Source organism: Arthrobacter sp. TE26545, assembly GCF_056279005.1.
Genome location: NZ_JBWBQM010000001.1, coordinates 110,911 through 136,853, shown reverse-complemented (window position 1 = coordinate 136,853; position 25,943 = coordinate 110,911). Strand labels below are relative to the sequence as shown.

General features: G+C 67.2%; 21 protein-coding genes. 6 read left to right on the top strand and 15 right to left on the bottom strand.

Going from position 1 to position 25,943, the window contains the following annotated elements:
- The first annotated feature begins 90 nt into the window (after positions 1–90).
- Complete coding sequence (locus ACZ9CK_RS00495) at positions 91–600, top strand: tetratricopeptide repeat protein (RefSeq protein WP_426301650.1); 510 nt, start codon at positions 91–93, stop codon at positions 598–600.
- A gap of 7 nt (positions 601–607) precedes the next feature.
- On the opposite strand, the gene ACZ9CK_RS00490 is transcribed toward ACZ9CK_RS00495, so the two are convergent.
- The 7 genes from ACZ9CK_RS00490 to ACZ9CK_RS00460 all read right to left on the bottom strand — a co-directional run bounded on the left by ACZ9CK_RS00490 (position 608) and on the right by ACZ9CK_RS00460 (position 8,798).
- A complete protein-coding gene (locus ACZ9CK_RS00490) occupies positions 608–877 on the bottom strand; it encodes a hypothetical protein (RefSeq protein ID WP_426301648.1) in 270 nt (89 codons plus the stop codon).
- A 119-nt stretch (positions 878–996) separates the two neighbouring features.
- Complete coding sequence (locus tag ACZ9CK_RS00485) at positions 997–2,865, bottom strand: IucA/IucC family protein (protein WP_476048918.1); 1,869 nt, start codon at positions 2,863–2,865, stop codon at positions 997–999.
- The gene (locus ACZ9CK_RS00480) at positions 2,862–3,467 is read right to left on the bottom strand and encodes a GNAT family N-acetyltransferase (RefSeq protein WP_426301644.1); all 606 of its coding nucleotides are present in this window, start codon (positions 3,465–3,467) and stop codon (positions 2,862–2,864) included. Before ACZ9CK_RS00480 ends, ACZ9CK_RS00485 begins: the two co-directional genes overlap by 4 nt.
- Positions 3,464–4,822 (bottom strand): lysine N(6)-hydroxylase/L-ornithine N(5)-oxygenase family protein, encoded by a 1,359-nt coding sequence (locus ACZ9CK_RS00475; protein WP_476048917.1) that lies wholly within the window; start codon positions 4,820–4,822, stop codon positions 3,464–3,466. Before ACZ9CK_RS00475 ends, ACZ9CK_RS00480 begins: the two co-directional genes overlap by 4 nt.
- The gene (locus ACZ9CK_RS00470) at positions 4,819–6,492 is read right to left on the bottom strand and encodes a pyridoxal phosphate-dependent decarboxylase family protein (protein WP_476050835.1); all 1,674 of its coding nucleotides are present in this window, start codon (positions 6,490–6,492) and stop codon (positions 4,819–4,821) included. Before ACZ9CK_RS00470 ends, ACZ9CK_RS00475 begins: the two co-directional genes overlap by 4 nt.
- A 597-nt stretch (positions 6,493–7,089) precedes the next feature.
- The gene (locus tag ACZ9CK_RS00465) at positions 7,090–7,446 is read right to left on the bottom strand and encodes a GNAT family N-acetyltransferase (protein WP_426301640.1); all 357 of its coding nucleotides are present in this window, start codon (positions 7,444–7,446) and stop codon (positions 7,090–7,092) included.
- Entirely contained in the window at positions 7,443–8,798 is a 1,356-nt protein-coding gene (locus ACZ9CK_RS00460) for an acyltransferase family protein (RefSeq protein ID WP_476048916.1), read from the bottom strand. Before ACZ9CK_RS00460 ends, ACZ9CK_RS00465 begins: the two co-directional genes overlap by 4 nt.
- 502 nt (positions 8,799–9,300) lie before the next feature.
- Here ACZ9CK_RS00460 and ACZ9CK_RS00455 point away from each other — a divergent pair.
- On the top strand, positions 9,301–10,767 hold the full coding sequence (locus tag ACZ9CK_RS00455; RefSeq protein ID WP_476048914.1) for an amino acid permease: 1,467 nt from the start codon (positions 9,301–9,303) through the stop codon (positions 10,765–10,767).
- 146 nt (positions 10,768–10,913) lie between these two features.
- Here ACZ9CK_RS00455 and ACZ9CK_RS00450 read toward each other — a convergent pair whose 3' ends face one another.
- From ACZ9CK_RS00450 to ACZ9CK_RS00435, 4 genes are all read right to left on the bottom strand, one after another.
- Entirely contained in the window at positions 10,914–11,306 is a 393-nt protein-coding gene (locus tag ACZ9CK_RS00450; RefSeq protein WP_426301634.1) for a DUF1304 domain-containing protein, read from the bottom strand.
- Positions 11,307–11,378: 72 nt separating this feature from the next.
- Positions 11,379–12,545: an amidohydrolase gene (locus ACZ9CK_RS00445; protein WP_476048913.1), complete on the bottom strand. Its 1,167-nt coding sequence runs from the start codon at positions 12,543–12,545 to the stop codon at positions 11,379–11,381.
- Positions 12,542–12,769 carry a hypothetical protein gene (locus ACZ9CK_RS00440; protein ID WP_476048912.1) on the bottom strand — a complete coding sequence of 76 codons (228 nt, stop codon included), beginning with the start codon at positions 12,767–12,769 and terminating at the stop codon, positions 12,542–12,544. The genes ACZ9CK_RS00445 and ACZ9CK_RS00440 overlap by 4 nt, the downstream gene beginning before the upstream one ends.
- 10 nt (positions 12,770–12,779) lie before the next feature.
- Positions 12,780–13,994, bottom strand: coding sequence for an MFS transporter (locus tag ACZ9CK_RS00435; protein WP_476048911.1), 1,215 nt, complete (start codon positions 13,992–13,994; stop codon positions 12,780–12,782).
- A gap of 122 nt (positions 13,995–14,116) precedes the next feature.
- Here ACZ9CK_RS00435 and ACZ9CK_RS00430 point away from each other — a divergent pair, with 122 nt between their 5' ends.
- The 3 genes from ACZ9CK_RS00430 (at position 14,117) to ACZ9CK_RS00420 (ending at position 19,714) form a co-directional block, all read left to right on the top strand.
- Entirely contained in the window at positions 14,117–15,121 is a 1,005-nt protein-coding gene (locus ACZ9CK_RS00430; RefSeq protein ID WP_426301628.1) for an Lrp/AsnC family transcriptional regulator, read from the top strand.
- 129 nt (positions 15,122–15,250) lie between these two features.
- Positions 15,251–18,097, top strand: a complete 2,847-nt coding sequence (locus ACZ9CK_RS00425) for an aminotransferase class I/II-fold pyridoxal phosphate-dependent enzyme (protein ID WP_476048910.1) — start codon at positions 15,251–15,253, stop codon at positions 18,095–18,097.
- 327 nt (positions 18,098–18,424) lie between these two features.
- The gene (locus tag ACZ9CK_RS00420; RefSeq protein ID WP_426303360.1) at positions 18,425–19,714 is read left to right on the top strand and encodes an ATP-binding protein; all 1,290 of its coding nucleotides are present in this window, start codon (positions 18,425–18,427) and stop codon (positions 19,712–19,714) included.
- A gap of 6 nt (positions 19,715–19,720) precedes the next feature.
- Here the strand turns inward: ACZ9CK_RS00420 and ACZ9CK_RS00415 are convergent, their stop codons facing one another.
- The 4 genes from ACZ9CK_RS00415 to ACZ9CK_RS00400 all read right to left on the bottom strand — a co-directional run bounded on the left by ACZ9CK_RS00415 (position 19,721) and on the right by ACZ9CK_RS00400 (position 24,643).
- Positions 19,721–20,620 carry a class II fructose-bisphosphate aldolase gene (locus ACZ9CK_RS00415; protein WP_476048909.1) on the bottom strand — a complete coding sequence of 300 codons (900 nt, stop codon included), beginning with the start codon at positions 20,618–20,620 and terminating at the stop codon, positions 19,721–19,723.
- Positions 20,620–22,125 (bottom strand): GntP family transporter, encoded by a 1,506-nt coding sequence (locus ACZ9CK_RS00410; protein WP_476048908.1) that lies wholly within the window; start codon positions 22,123–22,125, stop codon positions 20,620–20,622. The genes ACZ9CK_RS00415 and ACZ9CK_RS00410 overlap by 1 nt, the downstream gene beginning before the upstream one ends.
- A gap of 91 nt (positions 22,126–22,216) precedes the next feature.
- Positions 22,217–23,116, bottom strand: coding sequence for an NAD(P)-dependent oxidoreductase (locus ACZ9CK_RS00405; protein WP_476048907.1), 900 nt, complete (start codon positions 23,114–23,116; stop codon positions 22,217–22,219).
- 27 nt (positions 23,117–23,143) lie between these two features.
- Entirely contained in the window at positions 23,144–24,643 is a 1,500-nt protein-coding gene (locus ACZ9CK_RS00400; RefSeq protein WP_476048906.1) for a four-carbon acid sugar kinase family protein, read from the bottom strand.
- Between the two features lie 130 nt (positions 24,644–24,773).
- Here ACZ9CK_RS00400 and ACZ9CK_RS00395 point away from each other — a divergent pair, with 130 nt between their 5' ends.
- Positions 24,774–25,835, top strand: a complete 1,062-nt coding sequence (locus ACZ9CK_RS00395) for a lactonase family protein (protein ID WP_476048905.1) — start codon at positions 24,774–24,776, stop codon at positions 25,833–25,835.
- Positions 25,836–25,943: the final 108 nt, after the last annotated feature.

The following is a 25,943-nucleotide window of genomic DNA, read 5'->3' as shown; positions in this document are numbered from 1 at the left end:
AATCGAAAATATTGATGCACTCTCGCGCGGTTCCCCTGCGTGTTGCGAAGGTACGCCGCCCGCTTCGCCACTCCCGCTACGCTTGTGCCTATGCAGAACCGTGACTGGGAAGAACGCGTCGCGGCCCTGTGGGCTTCGCTTGATGACCACGGGCGCGACGACTTCCATTCGGCGATGAAAAAGCTCTGCGCGGAACTGCCCGCCGGCACTGCCGACGCCGACTTCGAGCTCGCCGCCGCTTACGATTCCACGGGCTACCCGGACCGCGCCGTTCCCCTCTACGGCAAGGCGCTGGAAACGGGGCTGGAAGGTGAGCGCCGGCGTCGGGCAGTCATCCAGCTGGCCAGCTCGCTGCGGAACCTGGGCCGCCCGGACATCAGCGTTGCGATGCTCACGGACGAGCGCCGCCGCGGTGCGGACCACCTCTCCGACGCCGTGGACGCCGTGCTGGCCCTGGCCCTTGCCGACACCGGCCGGGAACGCGAAGGCCTTTCCCTCGTCCTCGCGGCGCTGGCACCGCATCTTCCGCGGTACCAGCGGTCGATGGCAAACTACGCCCGCGCCCTGCTGGAGAAGCCGGCGACGACGGACGAGGGCTAAGGCCCGGTCATTTGGCAGGACGGCGGCGTCCAGCACCGCCCTTTGGATCACGGCGGATTCTGACTCTCGCGAGCAGCACGGCCAACGCACTAATCCATGCCGGGAGCATGAGGAACGCAAGGATTCCGCCGGCCCCGGTGGCGAATCCACCGGCATTCACGTAGCCCGCCAGCCCGATCGCCCAGCTGAGAAGGGCCACGAAAGCACAGATCACCACGAGGGAGCCGCGCAGATCCTTGCGCCCCATCATTCTCCGGTGATCATCCCGCTCAGCCATGCCGACTCCCGTTGCCACCGGCCCGAAAGAACCGGGCCCGATGAAATCAGGACAGCACAGATCCTGGCCATTTGCGAGGGGGTGGCGCCCCGGTCTCCACGGGACGCCACCGGACGCGGCTAGGCGAAGCGGGCCAGAGGGTTCTTCAGCCGCCCGGCCATCTGCAGCCCGCCCGAGGGATCGCTGAGGTCCAGCATCTGCTGGTTGTTGCGCAGCTGCAGGCGGTTCAGGCAGGACAATTCGAAGTCCGGCGCGAAGAGATCGTGCATCCTGAACTGTTCCGCCAGCTCCGGGTGCCGCTTCTGGTATTCGCGTACGACGCCGGCCGTCACCTTCCAGAACTCAGCTTCCGCGAGCGTTCCGTCCCCCGCGAGGATTGCGGACAGGAAGCGGAAGATGCAGTCGAAGACGTCCGTGAAGATGGCGAGCACCATTTCCTCGGCGGGAATGTCGGCCTTAATGCGGGAGACCTCCTCCGGCAGCTCGAGCCGTTCCCCCATCACCACGATTTCCTCGGCGATGTCCTTCATGATGGCCCGGACCGGCACGCCGTTCTCCAGCACCAGGATGACGTTCTCGCCGTGCGGCATGAAGGCCAGCTCGTATTCGAAGAGGCAGTGGATCAGCGGGACAAGGTAGGCCTCCAGGTAGCGGCGCAACCACTCGGCGGGTTCCAGCCCGGAGCGTTTGATGAGCGCCGACGCCATGGAGTTGCCGTCGGCGTCCACGTGCAGCAGCGAGGCCATGGTGGTCAGCTGCTGCCCCGTATCCAGCAGGGGAAGCGGACTTTCCCTCCACAGGGCCGAGAGCATCTTGCGGTACGCCGAGCCCTTGGCCGAGCCCGCCTCGTAGTAGTGGTTGTGGTAGCCGATCGCCGCCGACTCGCGGATCATCGCAAGCCCGCGTTCCTGCAGTTCGGCATCGCGGGAAATCAGCCCGTGCAGCCAGTCGTTGATGGCGGGAGTGGCCTTCATGTACTGCGGGGACAGGCCCCGCATGAAGCCCATGTTCAGCACGGACATGGCAGTTTTGACATAGCACTTATTTGGCTCACTCGTGTTAAAAAACGTCCGAATGGACTGCTGCGCCTGGTAGGCGTCGGTTCCTGTGCCGAGGTGGACGATGCGCCGCTGGGCGATCTCCGCCGCGAACGTCACGGTGAGCTTGTTCTCCCACTGCCAGGGGTGCACCGGCATGAGCAGGTAGTCCTGCGGGTCGAGGCCGCGCGCGGAAAGCCCGGCGTCGAAGCAGGCCAGTGTGTCCGCGCCGAGTTCGGCCTCGAAATGCGCGCGGTAGCCCAGGCCGGCACTGGAAGTGAACAGGGCCTTGCTGCGGTGGACGCCTATCCACTGCAATTGCACGGCCTCGCCGCTTTCCGGGGCAAAGGCGTGGTAGTCGCTGATCCCGAAGCCCAGGCGGCCGTTGTTGGCCACGAAGCACGGATGCCCTTCGCTCATGGTCCGTTCGATGGCCTGGAAGTCGGCAGCGACATCCGCCCCGCCGGTGATGCCGGCCGCGAGCTCCGCCGAACGCAGCGGGTTGCCCTGCTTGTAGGCGTGGCTGGCCAGGGTGCTGCTGATTTCCTCCAGGTAGACCGGCAGCTGTTCCTCGCGGATCGCCAGGGTGTCGCGGAACTCGGTGATGAAGTCCAAGGCATCGAGCGGCAGCTTGCGGCGTCCGGTCTCCCTCGATTCTGCAATCGGACGCAGTTCAGTCCGGACGATCGAATCCGCCGGGATGCTCCAGTGTTCCAGTTCCAGCACGCGCGCGCGGAAGCGGTACTCCATGGCGGCGTTATCACTCACCACCCGGTAGATCCCGGCACCGGCACCCTCCTCCTGCAGTAGTTCCGGCACCAGGATGCGTTCGTGCGAGAACTCGGCGAGGGCTTTGCGGACCAGGTGGCGGTTGGCGGCCGCCCAGGTATCGGGGCTGAGATGCTCCACGGAGGCGGAGGCCTGGGCGGATGCTTCGAGAAGGATGCTCATCGGCTTTCTCCTGCGGGTTCAGTTGTGGCGGTGGCAAGCACGGGGGTCAGGGTGGCGAGGAAATCGGCCCGCGCGCAGAAGCTCAGGAGGGCTTCCTTGTGGGTTTCGGCGGGACTCCCCTCCGGTGCGGGCAGCGCGGGAAGGGTCACCACCCGCTCGGGCCGGAAGCCCACGCGCTCGTTCAGCACGTGGATCTTGTGGTTCCGGGCATCCGGCTCGACCACCACCCGCTCCGTGCTCGGGTCCTCGAACAGGTATGCCATCACTGACTGCATGACGGCGGTGGTGAAGCCGGCCTGCGGGTCACCCTCCGGAGGCGCGACGAGCAGGTGCATGCCGATGTCCCCCGGCTGGACGTCATAGACGCCCGCCAATGGCGATTCACCCGGCTGGTACCGCTCCATCAGGAATGCGGGGACGCCGTCGTCGAGTCCGAGGAACGCCTGGTGGTGTCCGCTCGCGACGATCCGCGAGTATTCCTCCACAACGTCCTGGACCGTGGAGGACAACATGCCCCAGAAGCGGGCGTAGGGCTGGCTCACCCAGCTGTGGAGGAGGGGTGCGTCGGCAAGGGGGTCGACGGGACGGAAAGTGAAGCTCATGCGTTCACCGCCACCGGCGCGTCGGACATAACGGGTGCGCCGAATTGCTGGAAAGCGATGGCGCGTTCGATCGGGTAGACCTCCCGGCCGGTGATTTCGCGCAGGATCCAGGAGTTGCGGTACGCGGCCATTCCCAGGTCCGGAGTAACGAAGCCGTGCGTGTGCAGTTCGGCATTCTGGACGAAGATTTCCCCGGGTTCGACGCCGGCGCTGTAGTTGCGGGCAACGTCGAACCGTCCGCGGTAGTCGCGCCGGATGCGGTCCCCGATCCCGGCCAGGAAACCCGGCTCCTGGTATTTGTAGCCGGTGGCAAGGACGACTGCCTCGGACTCCAGGGTGAAGTCGCGGCCGTGCTCTTCGTGGCGCAGCTCCAGGGTGTGGGCGCCTTTTTCGGCGTCCCAGTGGGCGGAGTTGAGGGAGGAGTGCGTGAAGAGCTGCGTGTCCACCATGCCGGAGAGGCTCTTGGTGTAGAGCAGGTCGTAGATGTCGTCGATCAAGTCCGAGTTAATGCCCTTGTACAGGTTCTTCTGGCTGTCGATCAGCGAATCGCGCTGCTCCGGCGGCAGGGAGTGGAAGTAGTCCACATACTCCGGGGAGGTCATTTCCAGGGTCAGTTTGGTGTACTCCAGCGGGAAAAAGCGGCCCGATCGGGTCACCCAGTTCAGCTGGTAGCCATGCACGTCGATCTCCTGGAGGAGCTCGTAGTAGAGTTCCGCGGCGCTCTGGCCGCTGCCCACGATGGTGATGCTGCGCTTGGCCTGCAGCTCACTCTTCCTCGACAGGTATTCGGCGTTGTGGAGGACGAGTCCGCCGGCGCTGTCGCCGGCCACTATCCCTGCACAGGCTGCCGGGATGTAGGGGCTGGTGCCGGTTCCGAGCACCAGCCGCCGCGCCTTGAGCACCTCGGCGCCGTCCGGGCCCTGCACGGAAAGGGTGTACACACCGTCGTCGTAGGACACATCCAGCACATCCGTGCTAAAACGCACGGAGTCCAGCTGGCCGGCCACCCACTGGCAGTACTGGTTGAATTCGGCGCGCAGCGGGTAGAAGTTTTCCCGGATGTAGAAGCGGTACAGCCGGCCGGTCTGCTTGAGGAAGTTCAGGAAGGAGAATTTCGACGTCGGATCGGCCAGGGTGACCAGGTCCGCCATGAACGGAACCTGCAGGTGTGCCGGCTCCAGCATCATGCCGGGGTGCCAATCGAAGGACTCGCGGCGCTCCAGGAAGACCGCGTCAAGGCCTTCGATCGGCTCGCTCAGGGCGGCGAGGCCCAGGTTGAAGGGGCCGAGGCCGATGCCCGCGAGATCGTAGGTGCGGTTCCCGGCCTGCGGTTCCTTGAGGGCGGTGGTGCTCATGCTGCGTTGTCCTTGCTGGTGGATTCGTTGGAGAGCAGGCCGGCGCCGGTGCGGCGAAGCAGCTCGATGATTTCGCGGATGTCGTTCCGGCTCGCCTCGGCGTTGAGGAGGGTGAACTTCAGGTAGTGGTGGCCGTCCACCTTGGTACCGGCAATCACGGCTTCCCCGGAGGCGAAGACGGCGGCACGGATGGCGGGGTTCAGCCGGTCGGCCGTGGTTTCGTCCAGACGGCGACCGTGCTCGCCCGCACCGTCCACGCCGGCACCCTCAACAACAGGCCGGTAGCGGAAGACGATGGTGCTCAGCTGGGGTTCGGCGGCGAGTTCGAAGTCGGGGTCCTCGCCCAGCAGCTCGCCGACCCGCCGGGCGAGCTCGATAGCTTCATCGAACAGCGCACCGATGGCCTCGGACCCCATGGTGCGCAGCGTCAGCCACAGCTTGAGGGCGTCGAAGCGCCGGGTGGTCTGGATGCTCTTGTCCACCTGGTTGGGGACCTGGGCCTTCGCAGCGCTCTCCGGGTTGAGGTAGTCCGCGTAGTAGGTGACGTGGCGCAGCATGGCCCCGTTGCGGAGCAGCACGGCACTGGAACTCACGGGCTGGAAGTAGGTCTTGTGGAAGTCCACGGTGACGGAGTCGGCCAGATGCGTGCCGTCGATCAAGTGGCGGTAACGGTTGGAGACCAGGAGGCCGCCACCGTAGGCGGCATCGACGTGCAGCCAGGAATCGTAGGCGCGGGCCAGGGCGGCGAGTTCCGCGAGCGGGTCCACCGCACCGAAGTCCGTAGTCCCGGCGGTGGCCACGACCGCCATCGGCACCAGGCCGGCGCCGTGCGCTTCCGCCAAAGCCGCGGCAAGAGCCGCCGGGTCCATGCGGTGGTCCGCGGCGGTCGGAACGGCGATGACGGCGTCGAACCCGAGGCCCAGCATGGAGGCCGACTTCTGGATGCTGAAGTGGCTGTCCTGCGAAGTGAAGACGCGCAGCCGGTCCAGCAGCTGCGGCAGGCGGGCCTCGCCGGCGTCGGGCGTCGCGGCGCGGAGCTTGGCGACGGCGTGGTTGCGGGCGATCAGCAGCGCCTGGAAGTTGGACTGGCTGCCCCCGGAGGTGAACACGCCGTCGGCGTCATTGCCGAAACCGAGGCGGCCGGCGGTCCAGTCGATGAGGCGGCGTTCGATCATGGTGGCGCCGGCGCTCTGGTCCCAGGTGTCCATGGAGGAGTTGACGGCGGAGAGCACGGCCTCGCCCACCAACGCCGGGATCACCACGGGGCAGTTCAAATGCGCTGCGTAGCGGGAGTCGTGGAAGTAGATGGCGTCCTTGAGGTAGAGCTCGTCGAGTTCCTCGAGGGCGGCGGCGGTGTCCCGGAGCGGGCGGCTGAGGTCGACGGCGTCCACTTTCGCCTTGAGCCCGGCATGCCCGACGCCGGTGAACGGCCGGGCGGTCCGCTGGACCTTGGTGGCTACGGCGTTGACCCCCTGCAGCACCTGCGCGACATAACTGGGCGAGTTCCGCGCGTTGAAAAGCTGATTGGTGGCCACGAGGGCAAGCTCCACGCTGGACCCGAAGTCCTTTTCCGGTGCGGTCCCGTCCTCGGCACCGGGTCCAACTTCACCGGGTTCAACTTCACCGGGTTCAACTTCACCGGGTTCAACTTCACCGGGCCGGACTTCCATGCTGGGCGACGTCACGTCGGCCTCCTTCCACTGGGTTCGAACAAATGCCCCGCAACACTTCCCGCGTTATTAGGCAAGGCAAGCCTTACTTAGGCTTACCTTTTCGTCAAACTTTTGTGCCCTAATTCATGAGGTGTGACGGGGCGGGAAGCCTTGACTGGATTCGGTGGGTCGGCGTGGGGTAGCTTGCCCGGCTTTGTCTGTCCTGGCGCGGGTGGCGATGGCACATGGGGGGCTCGGGGGCGGCACACGGGGGCTCGGGGGGCGGCACGCGGAGCGGCGGATTCCGCGGCATCATTCGAAGGGACAAACCCTGCGGCCGTGGAAGGCATGTTCCTCCACCGTGCTGAGTTGAATGACTGCTGGGACTACTCCGTATTCCTGCATGTCCCTTTCAGCGAAACAGCTGCCCGGATGGCCCGCCGGGACGGCAGTCCTGATGACCCGAAGCATCCCCAAATGAGCCGCTATGTGGAAGGCCAGCGGCTCTATTTCCTATCGTGCACGCCGTGGTTTCGCGCTGCACGCGTCATCGACAACACCGACTGGGATAGCCCGCGGCTGCTCGCGGCCGACGCGTTCCAGAACCAGCCGGCCCTACTCGTTGCCGGGCTCTCCCACGGGCGGCTCGGCCGGCCAGTCGACGTCGAGCTCGTAGCCCTCGTGCTTGCGCAGGAAGGCGGCAATGTACGGGCAGTGCGGGATGATGCGTTTCCCGGAGGCCACCACGTCGTCCAGTGCGAAGCGTGCCAGGACCCTCGCCAGGCCGCGCCCCTTGAACTTTTCCCTGGTCTCCGTATGCATGAAATCGATATGGCCGGGACGGTCCATGAACTGGGAAATCACCGCAACTTCACCGTTCACCAGGAGTTCGTAACGGTGGAACTTGTCATTCCGGACAGTGGTGACGTCACCGTGGAAAGACTCTGCCAGGGAATCCGTGAACTCGGTCATGACTCGACATTGGCACGTATTCCGGGCTCTGGCAATGGCGGCTGGTGCCCCTCGCCAGCCCCAGTCTTCGGACCCGCAAGCGGGGTCCGCGACGGTTCCACCACGCGTCCCAGCAGCAGCACCGCGAGCATGAAGCACGCCGCCCCGCCGCCCAACAGGGCGACCGTGAGCCCGTTCAGTGCTGCGTCCAGCATGGGGATGAAAACCACGACGCCGGCCGTCACCACCGCGGCAGGCGCGCGGCCCCGCGCGTGGACTGCCGCCGTCGGGCGTTCCTCGAGCCTGCCGAACAACAGCAGGACCGGCAGCAGCAGCACGACGACGGCGAGCAGCACCAGCGGCCGGGCCCACCACCATTCGGCGGTACCGGCGGCGGGCTTGGGGAAGGAAGTAAGCAACAGCAGTCCGGACATCCCCACCAGCAGGGGCAGGTGCCAGAGGTAGACGGTCATCGAGCGGCGGCCGGCCACCGCAACCACCCAGAGCACCCAGCGGGCGCGGGCCAGCCAGGCGACCGCCGGGCGGATCAGTTGCAGGGTGGCCGCCTGCGAAAGGCCCAGCAGCAGCATGCACAGGTTCGGCGGGTTCAGGTTCACGATCATGTTCCCCGAGTACACCCCGGCCCCGGTGATCAGCCCGAGCAGCAGGTTGCTGCCCGCCACGAGCCCCACCAGCCATCCGCTGCTGCGCCCGGCGAGGAAACCGTCGGCAATGAAGAAGCCGAACTGCTGCACCGCGCACCAGACGAACACCATGTTGAGCGATACGAGGATGGGAAACGCGCCACGCAGGCTGTCGACAGTGATCACCGCTGCTACCAGGGCGGAGAGGGTCAGCCACGGCGCACGTGCGTGCATCCTGGCCAGCAGCGGGACGCTCAGCTGCGCGGCGAGATAGGCGGCCAGGAACCACAAGGGCATTCCGGCTCCAGTGGCCATGAGTTGGACGACCTGCGGGTGGACGCCCAGGAGTTGCGCGGCGATCAATCCCAGGAACATCACGGCAAGCAAGGCGGTGGCGGGCCGGACTAGGCGCAGAAGCCGCAGTTGGGCGTAGTCCACGCCGGTTCCGCCGCGGGCCCGCAAGCGCCGCCAGGATTCAAGCCCGGTGATCCCGCCCAGCACGAAGAACAACGGCATGACCTGCAGGACCCAGAGCACGGGCTCGAACCAGCGCTGCTCCATGAGGGTGTTTTCCGTGGTCACGGTGCCATCGGGGTGCAGCACCGGGCTGACCATCATGCAGTGCGAGAAGACCACCAGGATGAGGCAAAAGAAGCGGGCGATATCGATGACCGGGTCGCGCCGCGCACCGCTGGCGGCCTGCCCGGCAACTTCCTTCTTTTCGCCCATGAATCCCATCGCGCCCCCTGCGGCTGATGTACCCCTGCTGGCTCCATTGTCCGCCGAGTTGGCAGATAAGGGCAGTGGCCTTGGAGGGTGGGGGGCTCCTGCGCAAGGCCAGGCGTTGCCGCGCGCCAGGGCCCTCCACGGTGAGCCTCTCGCTCAGCCGCGCCGGGATGTAAAGCGGGATGCAGCGGATCGGGAGACCAGTGGTGACCGGCACTTAATATATCGACTTTCTTACGATCGTCACCTATGCTCAACACGGCACGGCGGGGATGATCCGCACGGAGGGTTTTGAACGTACGGCAGCCATCAAGAGGATGGGCAGCATGTGCCACAAGACCGTCAGTCCTGGGTCGCTCCCGAAGCCGTCTTGCTTTGCGCACGGAATGCTCGCAGTCACGCGGCTGTGGCAGAAGGAAGGCCTCATCCAGATCCAAGGCATCGCCGTTATCCCTGAGCGCCAGCCCAGGGGCGCAACACCCGAAAGTTTCGAGCAAGGGAGACAATGATGTCGCATAGCTTCGACCTGATTAAGAACCGAGAACGCGGACTCAAACGCGAACTCACCAGCCCCCAATTGACCATGATCGCGCTGGGAGGCGCGATCGGCACCGGACTCTTCCTCGGAAGCAAGTTCGCAATATCATTTGCCGGCCCCAGCGTCCTGCTCAGCTATGCAATCGGTGGCCTGATCGCTGTGATGCTGATGGGCGGGCTGGCTGAGATGACCGTGGCCCATTCGACCACCGGATCCTTCGGTGCATTCGCCGAGCACTACATTTCGCCCCTCGCGGGATTCCTGGTGAAGTACCTCTACTGGTCCTGCATTGTGCTGGCTGTTGGCACTGAGGTCCTCGCGATCGGGGACTATATGAAGCTGTGGTTCCCGGGAGTTCCTCCGCTGGTTTGGATCCTGTTGTTTGCCGGGGTTCTCATTGCCGTCAACATGTTCAACGTCAAGGCCTTCGGTACTCTGGAGTACTGGTTTTCCAGCATCAAAGTGTTCGCCATCCTCGGATTCATCCTGCTCGCCGCCATCCTGGTCTTTGGAAAACGGGAGTCCGGCTACGGCATCCATAACTACACCGCCGAGGGAGGGTTCTTCCCGAACGGAGTGTCCGGCATGTGGGTGGCAGTGATTGTCGCGATCTTCAGCTACCTCTCGGTGGAGATGATCGCCATTGCTGCGGGTGAAGCGAAGGATCCGGGAACTGCGGTCAAGAAGGCATTCAAGGTGACGGTATTCCGTCTCTTCCTCTTCTACATCCTGACCCTGGCGCTGATCCTGGCCATTGCACCCGTCAGCCAAATCCTTGCCGGAAACAGCCCCTTCGTCACCGTCATGCAGGTCATCGGCATTCCGTTCGCCGACTCCGCCATCAACGTTGTGGTGATTGTGGCTGCCCTCTCAGCGATGAATTCGCAGCTCTACATCTCCACCCGAATGATGTTCAGCCTGTCTCGAGCCGGGCAGGCGCCAGCCGTGTTCGGGCGGCTTCATAGGAACGGATCGCCGGTCAATGCGCTGATCCTCTGCACCGGTGGAATCGCGGTGGCGGCGTGCGTCTACGCCATGAACCCGGAGTCAGGCTTCACCTTCATGATGGCGTTGTCGATGTTCGGGGCCATGGCCACGTGGCTCATGATCTTTGTAACCCACCTGGCTTTCCGACGCGCAATAAAGCGCGACGGGACAGCATTGTCATACAAGCTGCGCCTCTACCCGGCGGCGTCCTGGGCCGGAGCCGCTCTCATGGTCGCCGTCATGGTCACGACCCTCTTCGTAGAGGCTTTCCGGATGACGTTGATTTTCGGGGTCCCGTTTGCCATCGGCATCGTCGTCCTCTACTTCGTCCTCAGGAAGAGCCGCGGCGAGGCGGTCGGGGAGGGTGCTGGAGGGTCCGACATCGCTGGATTGGACGTCGCCGGTTCCCATGCCGGCCGGAATCTGGAGCGGGCCGAGCACTCCTAATCTGATCGGGGGACCGGCCACGTGGGCCCGGTCCCCCGGCATGCTTCACTAGGGCCGAGGCGGCGCAGGCTCTGCGTGTCGGGCAGGTGGATGACTCCCAGGGTTTCACCTTGGGGTGATGTGCGGGGCCGGGCCGCCCAACAGCCTCAGCCTGCGGCAACCGCCAGAACCCCGAGGACGACGGCGAGCAGCGGTGTCGTGCCTTGCAGCACCGCGGGGCGGAGGTACTTCTTGCCGCTGGCGAGCAGCACCAGCGAAGCCAGCAGCATGGAGCCGCAGGAGGCGAAGACCAGGGTCCAGCCGATCTCGGGGCGCCCGCCGGCCACGAAACAGATCCCGGCGAGCGCGCCGACGGCGAGGAACAGGTTGTAGAAGCCCTGGTTGAAGGCCATCGGCTTGGTGGTTTCGGCGTCGGCCTGCGACGCGACGCCGAAACGCTTCCATGTTGCCGGGCGGGTCCAGGTGATGGATTCCATGCTGAAGATGTACACGTGCAGGAGGCCGGCGAGCAGCGCGAATACCAGGGAAGCTACAGTCATGGACCGATCCTAGCCGCGGCGCCGGCGCCCCACCGAGCACACGCCCCGTTGGGCCCGCCGCGCCAACCGGGCTCAGCGCAGCAGCCGCTCCCGCTCCCGCGGATCCAGGGCGGCAGCCGCGGCTGCCATCGCCAGGCCGAACGCGCCGTCGAGCACTGCCCGGTCCGCCGACGCGGTGGCGCCGTGCGCTGCGAACTCCGCGGTGTGGTGGGCCGCGCCGCCCACCTCGTAGCCCACCAGCGGGTGGATGCTCGGCACCAGCAGGGAGACGTTGCCCATGTCCGTGGAGGCCACCGGGGCCGGGTCGAAGGCGACTTCCCGGCCACGGAGCACCATGGCCTCCCGGTAGGCCTCGGACAGGTAGCGGTCCTGCCGCAGCTCCGCGTACGGATTGCCCGACGGCGTCACGGTGAGCGAGGCACGGCTGGCCAGGGCTCCTGCTTCGAGGCAGCGGCGGACCCGGTCCTCGATCACGCGCAGGGCAGCGATGTCCGGTGCGCGCATTTCCACGCTGGCCCGGGCGCGTTCCGGGATCACGTTGACGGCGCTGCCGCCCTCGGTGACGATTACCGAGACGATGGCCCCGGCAGGCAGCTGCTGCCTGGCCAGGGCCAGCGCGGTCTGCGCCACCACCAGGGCGTCCAGGGCGTTGATGCCCTCTTCCGGGGCGGCCGCCGCGTGGGCGGGACGGCCCTCGTAGAGCACCTCCCACATGCACATGGCCAGGGAGGTTCCGCCCACCACATCGGAGGCGGCGGCGTGGGCCATCATGGCCAGGCCGACGTCGTCGAAGAAGCCTTCTTCGATCATCGCCACCTTGCCGCCCAGGCTTTCCTCCGCCGGCGTGCCGAGCACCTTGACGGTGACGCCGAGGTCGTCGGCGACGGCGGCGAGCGCCAGGGCGGCGCCCACAGCGCCGGCCGCGTTGACGTTGTGTCCGCAGGCGTGGCCGATGTCCGGCAGGGCGTCGTATTCGACGCAGAGCCCCACCACCAGGCTCCCGCTGCCATACCGTGCGCTGAACGCGGTCGGGAGCGAGGGCTGGACGGCGTCCAAGGCGAAACCCGCGGAGCCGAGCAGGGCACGGACGCGCTTGGCCGCACGGAACTCCTCCCCGCTGAGTTCGGGATCGGCGTGGATCGCGTGGCTCAGGCCGAGGATGTCGGCCTCCCAATGCCCCAGTGCGGACTCCAGCTGCTGTTGCACGGCCGGGGGCGCGGCCAGGGCGGCGTTACTCATGCCTGCGCCTCCGCAGCCAGTCGCTTCGGGTAACGGGCCGAGGCCACCGAGGCGACGAGCGCGGCCACCGCGAGCGCACCCCAGATGGCGAAGAGTCCGCCCTCGCTGATCCGCCCGCCGTCCGCGGTGCTTGAGGAGATCAGCTTCACGACGGCGGCGCCCACCGCGATCCCGACGGACAGTGCCAGCTCGTTCAGGCCGGCCGCCGTCGAGGTTTCCTCCATGGGGACGCCCTCAACGGACAGGGCACGGGTGCCCGCCTGGTACATGCCAAGGCTGAGGTTGAAGAGCGCGAAGCCGGCCGCAGTATCCGGCCAGGGAGTCGTGCGCGAGGGCCATGATGGCGAAGCCGCCGGCCAGCAGCATGCCGGCGAACACCAGCGTTGACCGCTCACCGAAGCTGCGCAGCACGCGGGCGGTCAGCAGCGAGGACACCAGGGAGAGCACGGAGCCCAGGGCCAGGATGACCGCGATGGCAAAGGAACTCAGGGCGAAGCCGTAGCCGGTCTTCTCCGGGTTGGCGTGCAGGAAGATGCCGTTGGTGCCGAAGTAGCTGATCGAGGCGAAACCGAAGAAGAAGGTCGCCAGGGAGACCGTGCGGATCCGGGGATTGGCGAGCATGCGCAGGTCCATGAAGCGCCTGCCCTGGGCTGAACCGCCCTGTTCCGGCCGCCGGGAATCGATCCTGACCCAGACGGCCAGGAGGCCAAGTCCCAACAGGCCCGAGGCCAGAGTGCGGATGTCCAGCCAGCCCCACTCCGGGCCCATGGACAGCGCCACCACGAAGCCGATCAGGCCCAGCGAGCAAGACATCAGCGGCACAAGGGCGAGACCTTCGCGGGTGGGGGTTCCGGCGTCGGGCAGGAGGAAGGAGGCAACAAGCGCGGCGACGGCGAACGGCACGGCCACCCAGAGGCCGAGCGTCGGCTGGGAGGCGCCGATGATCCCGGCCAGCAGCCCGCCGGCACCGAAGGTGATCATGAGGACGCCGATCATCACACTGACGCCCGTGCGGGTGTGGGCGGGGCTGCTGACGCGCAGGATGCCCATCATCAGCGGGATGAAGCCCACCACGCAGGTGAGCAGGACGACGCCGGCCGTCACCGTCCACAGCGAAGGCCAGAACGCCATCACGAACGCGCCCAGCGCCACCACCGCGGTGGAGCAGCGCAGCACCAGCCGGTAGCCGTAGCTGTCGCCAAGGCGGGAGATGATCGGGGTGAGCACGGCGAAGCTGACGTTGGAGATCAGGAAGATGCCGTTGATGGTGGGGTCGTCGATGGCGAAGACCGGGCCCAGGGCTGGGAGGATCGGGTTCAGGTAGCCCTGGGTGACGCCGCTGAGGGATTCGACCAGGGCCATTGCCAGGATCATGCCGATGATGGCCTTGCGGGTGATGTCCGCCGTCGCCGCTGGCATTGCCTTGGGAGGCACTATCTTGCTTGCCATATGCTTCCTTGGGGTTCGGGGCGCCCGGAGTGGCGCGAGTCACAACGTTATTCAGCCCCTCACGCACCGGCGGATTATTGATGAAAACCGCCACCAAGGGCACAAATTTGAAAGAATCTTCCATGATCTCCGAGCTGGATCTTGAAATCGTCAACGCCCTCCAGATCAATCCGCGGGCCGACTGGTCCCGGGTGGCGGACGTCCTGGAGCTGTCCGGCCCCACCGTGGCCCGGCGCTGGAGCGCGCTGGCAGGGCAGGGCCTTGCCTGGATCACGCCATCTCCCGGCCCGCGCTACCTCAGCGCCGGCTGGTCCGCGTTTATCAACCTCTCCTCCACCCCGGAGCACCACGGGGCCCTGATCGAGCGGCTGTGCGCAGAACCGGCCTTCGGCACGGTGTCCCTGGTGTCCGGGCCGCACGACCTGTTCGTGGACTGCTTCGCCTCCAGCCACGAAGAACTGATGTCGATCATCACCGGTTCCTTCGCGGATCTGCCCGGCGTCACCCGTCGCGAGGTGGTGTTCGTGACCCAGCTGTACCGGCAGGCATCCGATTGGCGCAGCGGCACTCTCGAGCCGGCGCGGGCGCGGCTCATGGCCAAGGGATCCACGCCTCCTCCCCCGGCATATTCCCCCGACAAACTGGACGCCGCCCTGCTGGAAGCCCTGGCCAGGGACGGCCGCGCCGGCTGGGCCGAGCTCGGCTCCGCGTGCGGGGTCTCCGCTCAGACCGCCCGCCGCCGTGTGGAACGCTTCCTCGCCTCCGGCTACATCACCATGCGCTGCGACACCGCCGCCGCGGTGCAACAGAACCTCCGCGAAGTGAGCCTGGCGCTCAACGTCCCGGCAACCCAGGTGGACGACGTCGGCCGCTACTTCGCCGCGTTGCCCAGCTGCCGGCTGAGCGCCCAGGTTCTGGGTGCCCAGAACCTGGTGGTCACCTTCTGGGTGCGCGATTACCTCGAGGTCCAGGCCCACGAACGCGAGCTCGCCGCCCGTGCACCCGGGAGCACGGTCATCTCGCGCCAAGCGGTGGTGCGCACCTACAAACGGCTCGGCCACGTGCTGGACGAAAGCGGCCGCAGCACCGGCGTGGTGCCGCTGCCCCTGTGGCGGGAAGGGCGCTAGCGGGGCATTCCGGAGTTCCAGACAGAAGCGGAAGTAATGCGGCCCGCACCACAGGGCATTCGTCGTTTAGTGGGAACAGCCGGTTGCAACGACGCCTCCGGCACCAGCAGAACGAGAACCAGGATCCCCATGCTTCCCGCAGCGCCCCTCCGCCAGCCCCGTGCCGCAGACGCCCCGCAGGGCGGACCGCACCATTCCGCCACAACGCCCGACGCCGGCACCCGCTTTCCGGGCCATCCCGCCGGAGCCGAAACTTCAGCAGCCGGGACTCCCGGCAGCGAGGTTCCCAGCAGTGTGTGGCGCCTGCGCGTGGACGCGTGGGAATACCTGGGCTACACGGTCAAGCAGGCGGCCGCCGTCGGGCACGGCTCCGGGCGCGTTCCCGGCAACGGGCGGCTGTCCGTCGAAGCGGCGCGGCTGCTGCCGATGCTGGAGGCGGTGGAAATGTACTGGGCCGCGCCCGGGCAAGGCTACGTGGCCGAGCTGCGGGACAGCCTGGAAAACGGCGACTACGGCAGTGCGCTGGCGCTGATAGAGCCGGTGACGCGGCGGCTTGCCCGGCACGGGCAGGCAGCCCCTGAAACGGCGGCGGATCTGGAGCGGGAATCAGAGCAGCCTGAAGGCCCGGCCGAGACGCGGCGGCGCTTCGAAGTGCTGGTGATCGACGACATGTCCGAGGCCGAGCGCGAGGCGATGCGGGCCGATCTGCTGGCCCAGCGGCGCCCGGCGGACGAGTTCGTGTACGAGGCGGTGTTCGTGCCCAGCTTCGAGGATGCTCTGGTGGCCGTGCTCCTCAACCCGGACATCCAGGCCTGCGTGCTGCGGCCCGGTTTCGTGGCCCGGAGCCGGCAGCGGCTCAGCCGGGACCTGCGCGGCTTCCTGGAAGGCTTCGTCTGCGGCGAGGTGCCTGGACGGCCGATGGACCGCATCCTGATGCTCGCGGAGAAGCTCGGCGAACTGCGCCCCGAGCTGGACCTTTATCTCGTGGCCGGGGTGTCCATCGAGGAGCTGGCCGGTTCCCTGAGCCGGCGTTTCCGCCGGCTGTTCCGCCGCCAGGACAGCCTGGAACTGCACCTGTCCCTGCTGGGCGGCGCCGCCGCGCGCTACGAGGCGCCGTTCTTCCACGCGGTGCAGCAGTACAGCCGCAAGCCCGCCGGGGTCTTCCACGCCCTGCCCGTTTCGCGCGGCGGCTCCGTGGTGAACTCGAAGTGGATCGACGACTTGGGCGAGTTCTACGGGCTGAACCTGCTGCTGGCTGAAACCTCGGCGACTTCCGGCGGCCTGGACTCGCTGCTCGATCCGCATGGTTCCCTGAAGAAGGCCCAGTCCCTGGCGGCGCGGGCCTACGGGGCGCAGAAATCACTCTTCGTCACCAACGGCACGTCCACGGCCAACAAGATCGTGCACCAGTCAATCGTGGCCCCCGGCGACGTGGTGCTGGTGGACCGGAACTGCCACAAGTCCCACCACTACGCCCTCATGCTGGCCGGGGCACAGGTGGCCTACCTGGATGCCTACCCGCTGGACGAGTTCTCCTTCTACGGCGCGGTCCCGCTGGAGAGCATCAAGCGCATGCTCCTGGACTACCGGCGGGCCGGGCGGCTGCACGAGGTGAAGATGCTGGCCCTGACCAACTGCACCTTCGACGGGATCGTCTACGACGTGGAACGCGTCGTGGAGGAATGCCTGGCCATCAAACCGGACCTGGTGTTCCTCTGGGACGAGGCCTGGTTTGCCTTCGCCGGTTTCCACCATATCTACCGCCGCCGCACGGCCATGGCCGCGGCACAGAAGCTTGAAAAGCAGTTCCGCGATCCCGGCTACGCCCGGCGGTACGCCGAACAGCAGCGGCGGCTTGGCGCCGTCGTCGACTCAGGTGGCGGAAGCGCCGCCGTCGGCCTGGATTCAGTCAGCGACGAGCAGTTGCTGCAGGCCCGGCTAATCCCGGACCCGGCGACGGCGCGGCTGCGCGTCTACGCCACCCAGTCCACGCACAAGACCCTCACCTCGCTGCGGCAGGGGTCCATGATCCACATCCATGACCAGGACTTCGGGCAGCTGAATGCGGAGAGTTTCCACGAGGCGTACATGACGCACACCTCTACCTCGCCGAACTACCAGATCCTGGCCTCGCTGGACATGGGGCGCCGGCAGGTGGAGTTCGAAGGCTACGAGCTGGTGCAGCGGCAGGCGGACCTGGCGGTCAGCATCGCCCAGGCCGTGGCGCGGCACCCGCTGCTGAAGAAGTACTTCCGGATCCTGGGCACCCGGGACCTCATCCCGGCGAAGTACCGCGAAACGCAGCGGCAGATGCCCCTGCGCGACGGCTTGGCCGCGATGGCCGAATCCTGGCGGCGCGACGAATTCGTGGTGGACCCCAGCCGGCTGACCCTGCACATCGGGCTCACGGGAGTGGACGGGGACACCTTCAAGCACGAGTACCTGATGGACAAGTACGGCATCCAGGTCAACAAGACCTCGCGGAACAGCGTGTTGTTCATGACCAACATCGGCACCTCGCGCAGTTCGGTGGCGTACCTCGTGGAGGTGCTGGTGAAGCTGGCCGAATCCTTCGAGGACGAGCAGGCAGCCATGAGCGGCCTGGGCCGGCGGGCACACGAAGCCCGCGTGGCTGCGCTGACCAGCTCGCCGCCGCCGCTGCCCGACTTCAGCCGCTTTGCCGCGCGGTTCCGGGTGGATCCGCAGACGCCGGACGGGAACATGCGGGACGCCTACTTCGAGACGTACAAGCCGGGTGCCACCGAGTACCTCGACGCCCGGGAGCTCGCCCGCCGGGTGGCGACGGGCGAGGAGCTGGTGTCGGCATCCTTCGTCACCCCGTATCCGCCCGGCTTCCCGGTGCTGGTGCCGGGCCAGGTGATCACGCCGGAAACCCTGGCCTTCATGTCGGCGCTCGATACCCGGGAAATCCACGGCTTCAACGCGGAGCTGGGCTTCCGGGTGCTGACGGGCTAGCCTAACGGCCGAATCATCACTTTTCCGGAGCCTTATGCTTCAGTTCTAATCGCTTTTTCTTAAGGGAAGTTCCTCCGATACTGGACAGGACTTCGCAGGGCGCGACAGCGGCGTCGGGCCCTCCCAATACTCCAAAGGAATACAAACGACCCATGAGCGGCTTGCCTCCATTTCCGGCCATTGCGCCCTTGTCTGATACACCTGCGGATCCTGCCGATTGCGGCGGCGATGAGGATTGCTTCTACTGCAGTTGCCCGGAGACCGATTGACATGGCGCCCACCGGAACCTCCACGATTGCCCCGGTGCCGGCCGGCAGCAGGCCCGCCATCCAGCCCTGGAGCGTGCGGGATTTCCACCCCGATGACCTGGACCAGCTCATCGGCGTCTGGCAGGACTCCAGGACGCCCGGGGTGCACCCGGTCTACACCCTCTCTGAAATCATCGACGCCTGTTCCAACGGCGTCGCAGCAGTCGCGGTCAGCGAAGGGCAGGTTATCGGGGCCGTGGCTTGCAAAATCCAGGATGCCCGGGCGTGGATTGTCATGCTCGCCCAATCCCGGGAATGGCGGGAACAAGGACTCGGCAGCGCCTTGCTGGCAGGCATGGAGGACAGGCTCACCAGCCAAGGGATCCAGCGGGTTTCCGCGCTCCTGCCGGCTTCCGAGACGAGGGTCCGCGCCTTCAGGAACAGCGAATACAAGGTGGAGGAAGACCTCCACTACTTTGAACGAACCATCCCCTTGCAGGCCAAGGAGATCGGGCCGCTCAGCCAGCTGGGCGGGCGGCTCCTTCCGCACGGCCTCTGGGATGCCCTCGCAGGCATGCAGCGCGAAAAGTCTCTCATCGAGAACCGGCTGATCCTGCCGCTGGCACGCACGGAACTCGCGAAATCCCTCGGCGTGACACCGCCGCGGTCCGTGGTTCTTTTCGGCCCGCCAGGCACTGGCAAGACCACATTCGCCAAGGCGGTGGCTTCCCGCCTCGACTGGCCTTTCGTCGAGGTGTTTCCTTCGCGGCTTGCGGCCGATCCACAAGGGCTCGCCGGCGCCCTGCGGCAGGTCTTCGCCGACATCGCCCGACTGGAGCACGCCGTCGTCTTTATCGATGAGGTGGAAGAGATCGCGGCCGCCCGAACAGGCGAGGCGTCGTCACCCCTTCAGGGCGTCACCAACGAACTCCTGAAAATCATCCCGTCCTTCCGGGAGAAGGAAGGGCGGCTGCTGATCTGCGCCACCAACTTCATCCGTTCCCTGGACAAGGCATTCCTCCGTCACGGCCGCTTCGATTATGTGATTCCGATCGGTCCGCCGGACCTGGACGCACGGACCGCCATCTGGAACAGGTACATTCCTCGGGCCATCGCCGCGCACATCGACGTCGACGCCCTTGCACAAGCGAGCGAACGCTTCTCCCCGGCCGACATCGAATACGCGGCCAGGAAGGCATCCCAGCAGGCCCTGGAACGCGCCGTTCAGGGCGACCCGGAATCCCCTCGCAAGGAACAAGCCCTCATGAGCAGCGACTATTTGACGGCCATCGAAGGAACCCGTGCCACGGTCACGGAGCCAATCGTCAAGGAGTTCCTTGAGGACATCCAGCGGATAGCAAGGGTGTAGCCGGAGCTACTCCCCCAGCGTCCGAAGGGTGGCGGCCGCGAACTCCTTGGCCGAGACGTTCCAGCGGCCCAACAGGCCCTGGAGGTTCTCGCCGTCGGCGCGGTGCGCGGCGGTCTCGGCCTCGAGGGTGGCCAGGATCCCGGTGCGCAGCTCGGTGTTGAAGTTGACCTTGCCGACGCCCAGGGTGCGGGCCTTCAGCAATTCGTCGGCGGGGATTCCGGAGGCACCGTGCAGCACCAACGGCACGTCCGTTTCCGCGGAGATCCGGCCCAGCACGTCCCAGCGGATCTGCGGGGCGCCCTTGTACTTGCCGTGCACGTTGCCGATGGCCACGGCCAGCAGCTGCGCGCCGGAACGCTCCACGAAGTCGCGCACCTGGGCGGGATCGGTGAGGCCGGCAGCCTCCCCGGCGTCAACCCCGAAGGCCTTGTCCTCGTCGCCGGCCAGCCCGCCAAGTTCCGCTTCGAGCACGACGGCGGCGGCGCCGTGATCGTACAGACCGCCGTCGGCGTCCACCACACCTCCGCCGTCGGCGTCCAGTGCGGCACGCACTTCCCGCACCAGGGCGATGTTCTCCTCGAAACCGAGCGAGGAACCGTCCGCGAGCACGCAGTCGGCGCCGGAACGGACGGACTCCCGGATGACCGCGAGGTCCGAGGCGTGGTCGAGCTGGACGCACACCGGAACCACGGCGCCGTCGGCCAGGCCGCGGAGGGCAGCGATGAGCCGCTGCCCGGCGCGCGAGGCCGCGGTCTTGGGCGCGACGTTGAGGATCACCGGCAGGCCGGTCTCCTCGGCGGCCTCCACGACGGCGGTGGCGGTGGCGAAGTCGTAGCAGGTGAAAGCCGGAACGGCCGCCCCGCGCTGCAGGGCGGCCGTTACCAGTTCGTCGAGTTTGGCTCGCATCAGTGGGCCAGGCTTCCGACCAGGATCCAGGCCAGGAAGGTCAGCGCGAAGCCGGCCAGGCCCAGGATGGTGGTGAGCACGGTCCAGGTCTTGAGGCCGTCCGCAACGGTGATGCCGTAGTACCGCACCACCACCCAGAAGCCGGCGTCGGTGACGTGGCTCAGGCCGAGCGCACCGAAGCCGATGGCGATGACGATGAGCGCGATCTGCACCGGCGTGTAGCCGCCGCCCTGCACGGCCGCAGTGAGCAGGCCCGTGGTGGTCACGATGGCCACGGTCGCAGAGCCCTGGGCGGCGCGCAGTGCCAGCGAAATGATGAAACCGAGCAGGATGATCGGCAGGCCCATGCCGGAGAGGGTGGAGGAGAGGGCCGCGCCGATGCCGCTGACCTTCAGGACCTCGCCGAACACACCGCCGGCGGCGACGATCATGAGGATCGAGGCGATCGGGGGCAGGGACTGTTCGAAGATCTCGCCGGTCTCCGACAGCGACCAGCCGCGGCGCACCGCGAGCAGGAAGAAGGCCAGGATGACGGCGATGAGCAGCGCGAACGCCGGGGTGCCGATGAATGCAAACACGCCGTAGAGCTCGTGGGTCTTCGGCAGGACAAGCGTGCCGACAGTCCCGATCATGATCTGGACGATGGGGGTCGCGATGAGCGCCATGATGAGGCCGGCCGAGGGCGGGGCCATGACGGCGGAGTTGATCGAGGTGGCTCCGGGGCCGGACTTCGTGGCCTCCTGGCGCTTGTGGCCTTCATGGAGGGTCTCGGGGTTGCCGTACTCCGCAAGCTGGGCCTTCACGGAGGGCAGGAGCTCCATCTCGCGGCGGTTCATCAGCGCGCCGACGAAGTAGGAGAGGAAGCCGAGCGGAACGCAGATGGCCAGGGACAGCATGGTGATGAGTCCGACGTCGGCGCCCAGGACGCCCGCGCCCGCCACGATGCCCGGGTGCGGGGGGACGGCCACGTGGATGGCGAGCATGATGCCGGCCATGGGCAGGCCGAACTTGATCGGGTGCAGGTTCAGGAGCTTGGAGAAGGCATAGACGATCGGGACGAGCACGATCACGCCGACTTCGAAGAACACCGGGATGGCGACGAGGAAGCCGACGGTGGTCAGCGCGATACCCACGCGGGTGCGGCCGAAGCGCCCCACGAAGTGGTCGGCGAGGGACTGCACGCCCCCGGAAACCTCGATCATGCGGCCGAGGATGGCGCCGAGGGAGATGAGCAGGGCCACCTTGCCCATGGTGGTGCCGACGCCGTTGCCGACCACCGTGAAGATGTCCTTGAGAGGGATCTGGGCGGCGAGCGCGACGCCGATGCTCACGGTGAGCAGGGCGACGAAGGCCTGGACCTTGAAGCGGATGATCATGACCAGCAGCACGGCCACGCCGAGGGCCGCGATGGTCAGCAGCAGCGGGGTTCCAAGCTCCACGGCCGGCTTGATGGCGGGAGGGGCGTCTGCGGCCCGCACCGCCAAGGAAGTGATGAGGGGATTCATCGGGGGTTGTCTCCTTTGACGTGCTAGTTAAAGGCTAGCGGGGGTGCTTGACGGCGCAGGGGGGACCGCCGTCAAGCGGTTTGGGGATGTACTACTTGCTACGCCTTGCGGGCGCGACGACCTTGATGACGGCAGAGTCGTCGGCAGCGGCGAGGCCTTGGGCCTGGCCGAGCAGGTAGAGCTGTTCAGCAGCTGCGGCGACTGGTGCGGCCAGGCCGGCAGCCCGGGTGGCCTTGCCCACGATGCCCATGTCCTTGACGAAGATGTCCAGGCGGGACAGCACCTCGGCGCCTTCTTCGCTGTAGGCCTCGAGGATGCGCGGGCCGCGGTTGGAGAGCATGAAGGACCCGGCGGCCCCTGCCTCGAGGGCGGCCAGGGTCTTTTCCTGGTCCAGGCCGAGCGCGTCGGCGAGGGCCAGGGCTTCGGCGGCGGCCGCGATGTGCACGCCGCACAGCAGCTGGTTGACGGTCTTCAGGGCCTGGCCGTCGCCGGGCTTGTCGCCCACGATGCTCAGGGTGGAGGCCAGCAGCTCCAGGGCGGGACGGGCCTTTTCGAGGGCGGCCGGGGCGGCGCCGACCACGATCAGCAGCTCGCCTTCGCCGGCGCGCTTGGGGCCGCCGGACAGCGGCGCGTCAACCAGTTCGACGCCGTACTCCGCCAACCGCTGGACGGTTGCCGGGATCGCTTCGGTGCCGACGGTGCTGCCGAGGATGACGACGGCGCCCGGCTTGAGCACGGAGGCCACGCCGTTCTCGCCGAAAAGGACGTCGTTGAGCTGTTCGCCGTTGCGCACGGCCAGCAGCAGGGCGTCTGCGTCCTGGGAAGCTTCGCGGGCGGAGGCGAAGGTCTTGATGCCGGCCGCTGCTGCGAGGTCCAGGCGGGGCTCGGCGATGTCGAAGCCGTGGACGGTCAGCTGGGAGGCCATGCGGGTGGCCATGGGCAGGCCCATGGCGCCAAGGCCCAGGACGGTGACGGTGTAGTTGCTGGTCATGGTGTTCTCCGTTGAATACAAGGGGTTCTAGAAAGAGGTGCTGAGTTTGCGGGCGACCTGGGCGAGGGATTCGTCGTTGCCCACGTTGCCCGCGAAGACGATGTACGGGATGCCCTTGGCGGGGCCGTCCACCGGTTCCCAGAGGGAGACGATGCCCGGCAGCATGGGGCCGCGGACGATCGCGTGGCGGATTTCGAGGCCGTGCGCCGCGACGTCCGAGGAGGTGATGCCGCCCTTGGCGATGACGAAGCGCGGCGGGAAGGTCTTCAGCGTGCGGTTCACCACGGCGACGACGGCGGCGGAGACGGTGCGGGCGATCTGCAGGCTCGCGGCGGCGTCGTCGCTCTTGATGAGCAGGCGGCTGGTGTGGACGATCACGTCGCCTTCGCGCAGGGCGTCGACGACGGCGGCCACCACGGTGCCGAGGTAGTGCTCGGACCCGGTGGCGGTTTCGGTTCCGGCGGCGAGGAGTTTCTCGACGTCGATCTCGATGGTACGGGCGGAGCTGTGCTCCGCGGTGAGGACGTTGAGCTGGCGGGTGGTGAGGCCGACGTGCGAGCCGACCACGATCAGGCCGCCCGCCGTGGAGGGGGTGTTGCCTTCGAAGGCCTCCTCGCCGCTGAGTTCGGCACGGATTTCCTGGCCGATGCGGCCACGCACGAAGGGCGGGCCCACCCGGTAGAGCAGCTTCTTGCCGCGGCGCTCGGCTTCTTCGAGGCCGAGGGCGAGCAGGCGGAAGTCGTTTTCGGTAACGATGTCCGCCACGATCGGCGTGGAGTCGGTGGCGGATTCGATGGCGTCGGCGATGGCCTTGGCGGAGATCTGCGGATCGCCATCCGGACCTGCCGCGCGGATGGTGTTCAGGTCCAGGACGATCACCTCGCCGGCCGGGAAGCGGCCCTGGGACTTCTCCTCCACATACTTGGCCATCTCGGAGTTGGCGAAGCCGAAGCTGGCATCCTTGGCGAATTCGGTCTCGGACACCGGGGTGAGGGTGCCGGCGTCGCCGCGCATGTAGTGCACGCCGCCGATGGTGACGCGGCCGGCGTCGGGGAAGGCCGGAACGATCACGACGCCGTCGGTGGCTTCACCGGTAGCGGAGGCGACGGTGGCGGCGATGACGTCCGTTTCCAGCGGGTAGTGGCCGCGCAGGGTGGAGTCGGAGCGGCTGACGAAGCCCACGCGGACACCGACTGCCGGGGCTGCGGCGAGCGCGTTGCGGACGATTTCCTCGTTGCGTGCGGCGGCCTCCGCGGGGTCGAGGCTGCGGGTGTTGGTCAGGACGTAGACGGCGGGTTCCAGGCCATTGTCGACCACGTGGGTGAAGGCCCAGCCGAAGTCGGCGACATCCCAGCGGGTCAGCACCGGCAGCTTGGCCACGGACTGGGTTCCGGTGGGATCGTCGTCCAGCACCACGAGGATTCGCGGCGACGAGGCAGCGGACGCGGCGACGGCGTCGGCCACAAGCTGGGCGGGAACCTGGACTTCGGCCGGGAAGGCGGCCAGGACGTCGGCTTCAAGGGCCACGGGGCACTCCATTGTGTGGAAAAGGCTGTTCTGTACGAGGAATGTAAGATGTCAGACATCTTGCATTTGCAAATAGTGTGACATGACCCGTTGCCGCTGCGCAAGTGACCTGCGTCGCTAAGCTGACGGAATGCCTGACACCTTGATCTGGACCGGTTCCTACACCGCGGACGCCGGCGGCAACGGCGCGGGGATCGGAGCCCTCCTTGCACGGCCGGACGGCTCGCTGGAGGCCCTTGGCCTGGCTGCAGCCTGCGAGTCGCCTTCCTTCCTGGCCGTCCACCCGGCCCTTCCCGTTGTCTACGCGGTCCACGAGCACGCGCAGACGGTCTCCGCCTACCGGCGGACCGGATCAGGCATCGCCCTTGAGCCGCTCGGCGAAGCCTGGACCGCGGGCGCGGCTGCCTGCCATGTCGCCGTCGACCCGCAGGGCCGCTTCCTCGTGGTGGACTGCTGGGGCGACGGCCAGGTGCTGCTGTACGAGCTGGATGCCAGCGGCGCCATTGCCTCGCGACGCGCGGCGGAGCCTTCGCAGGACCCTTACGACGCCGGCCGGCCCAGCCGGGCGCACGCCGCCCTGACGCTGCAGGACGGCCGGATCATGACCACGGACCTCGGGCACGACCTGCTGCGGCTCTGGGATTACGTGCCGGGCGAGGGCCTGCGCCACACGCAGGACGTGGTGCTGCCGATGGATTCGGGACCGCGGCACCTGGTGCAGCACCCGGGCGGGACGGTCTTCGTGGTAACCGAGTATTCCATCGAGGTCGCCGCGGTGCGGGCCGGCGCGGACGGACGTTTTGAACTTGCGGCGATGGGTCCGGCGGGCGCGGCCGAAGCGTCCGACGGCGACGCCGCGGCGGAGATTGCCCTCTCGCCTGACGGGCGCCACGCCTACGTGGGCGTGCGCGGTTCCAACCGGATCTGCACCATGCGGATTAGCGACGGCCGGGCCGGCGACGGGCGGGCCGGCGACGGCGGCACCCGGCTTGAGCCCGTCGCCGACACCCCGAGCGGCGGCGACTGGCCGCGCCACCATCTGGTCCGCGAAGGCTGGCTGCACGTGGCGCACGAGCGTTCCAACGACGTCGTGACATTCCGCCTGGATCCGGAGAGCGGACTGCCTGCCGGGCCCGCCGGGCGGCTGGAAACCGGTTCACCCACGGCCCTTATTGTCGGAGGCGGCGCCTAGACCTCCAGGAGACACAAGCGGCACCTCCAAGCCGATCCAACGCCGGATCTTGCGGGCGCCATGACGTCCTGCTGGATCACCCCACAATCCCGCCCGGCAGAACCGCGG

Excerpts from the sequence above, each read along its gene's own strand:
- ACZ9CK_RS00495 (WP_426301650.1), top strand. The coding sequence starts at position 91 with ATGCAGAACCGTGACTGGGAAGAACGCGTCGCGGCCCTGTGGGCTTCG.
- ACZ9CK_RS00490 (WP_426301648.1), bottom strand. The coding sequence starts at position 877 with ATGGCTGAGCGGGATGATCACCGGAGAATGATGGGGCGCAAGGATCTG.
- ACZ9CK_RS00485 (WP_476048918.1), bottom strand. The coding sequence starts at position 2,865 with ATGAGCATCCTTCTCGAAGCATCCGCCCAGGCCTCCGCCTCCGTGGAG.
- ACZ9CK_RS00480 (WP_426301644.1), bottom strand. The coding sequence starts at position 3,467 with ATGAGCTTCACTTTCCGTCCCGTCGACCCCCTTGCCGACGCACCCCTC.
- ACZ9CK_RS00475 (WP_476048917.1), bottom strand. The coding sequence starts at position 4,822 with ATGAGCACCACCGCCCTCAAGGAACCGCAGGCCGGGAACCGCACCTAC.
- ACZ9CK_RS00470 (WP_476050835.1), bottom strand. The coding sequence starts at position 6,492 with ATGGAAGTCCGGCCCGGTGAAGTTGAACCCGGTGAAGTTGAACCCGGT.
- ACZ9CK_RS00465 (WP_426301640.1), bottom strand. The coding sequence starts at position 7,446 with ATGACCGAGTTCACGGATTCCCTGGCAGAGTCTTTCCACGGTGACGTC.
- ACZ9CK_RS00460 (WP_476048916.1), bottom strand. The coding sequence starts at position 8,798 with ATGGGCGAAAAGAAGGAAGTTGCCGGGCAGGCCGCCAGCGGTGCGCGG.
- ACZ9CK_RS00455 (WP_476048914.1), top strand. The coding sequence starts at position 9,301 with ATGATGTCGCATAGCTTCGACCTGATTAAGAACCGAGAACGCGGACTC.
- ACZ9CK_RS00450 (WP_426301634.1), bottom strand. The coding sequence starts at position 11,306 with ATGACTGTAGCTTCCCTGGTATTCGCGCTGCTCGCCGGCCTCCTGCAC.
- ACZ9CK_RS00445 (WP_476048913.1), bottom strand. The coding sequence starts at position 12,545 with ATGAGTAACGCCGCCCTGGCCGCGCCCCCGGCCGTGCAACAGCAGCTG.
- ACZ9CK_RS00440 (WP_476048912.1), bottom strand. The coding sequence starts at position 12,769 with ATGGAGGAAACCTCGACGGCGGCCGGCCTGAACGAGCTGGCACTGTCC.
- ACZ9CK_RS00435 (WP_476048911.1), bottom strand. The coding sequence starts at position 13,994 with ATGGCAAGCAAGATAGTGCCTCCCAAGGCAATGCCAGCGGCGACGGCG.
- ACZ9CK_RS00430 (WP_426301628.1), top strand. The coding sequence starts at position 14,117 with ATGATCTCCGAGCTGGATCTTGAAATCGTCAACGCCCTCCAGATCAAT.
- ACZ9CK_RS00425 (WP_476048910.1), top strand. The coding sequence starts at position 15,251 with ATGCTTCCCGCAGCGCCCCTCCGCCAGCCCCGTGCCGCAGACGCCCCG.
- ACZ9CK_RS00415 (WP_476048909.1), bottom strand. The coding sequence starts at position 20,620 with ATGCGAGCCAAACTCGACGAACTGGTAACGGCCGCCCTGCAGCGCGGG.
- ACZ9CK_RS00410 (WP_476048908.1), bottom strand. The coding sequence starts at position 22,125 with ATGAATCCCCTCATCACTTCCTTGGCGGTGCGGGCCGCAGACGCCCCT.
- ACZ9CK_RS00405 (WP_476048907.1), bottom strand. The coding sequence starts at position 23,116 with ATGACCAGCAACTACACCGTCACCGTCCTGGGCCTTGGCGCCATGGGC.
- ACZ9CK_RS00395 (WP_476048905.1), top strand. The coding sequence starts at position 24,774 with ATGCCTGACACCTTGATCTGGACCGGTTCCTACACCGCGGACGCCGGC.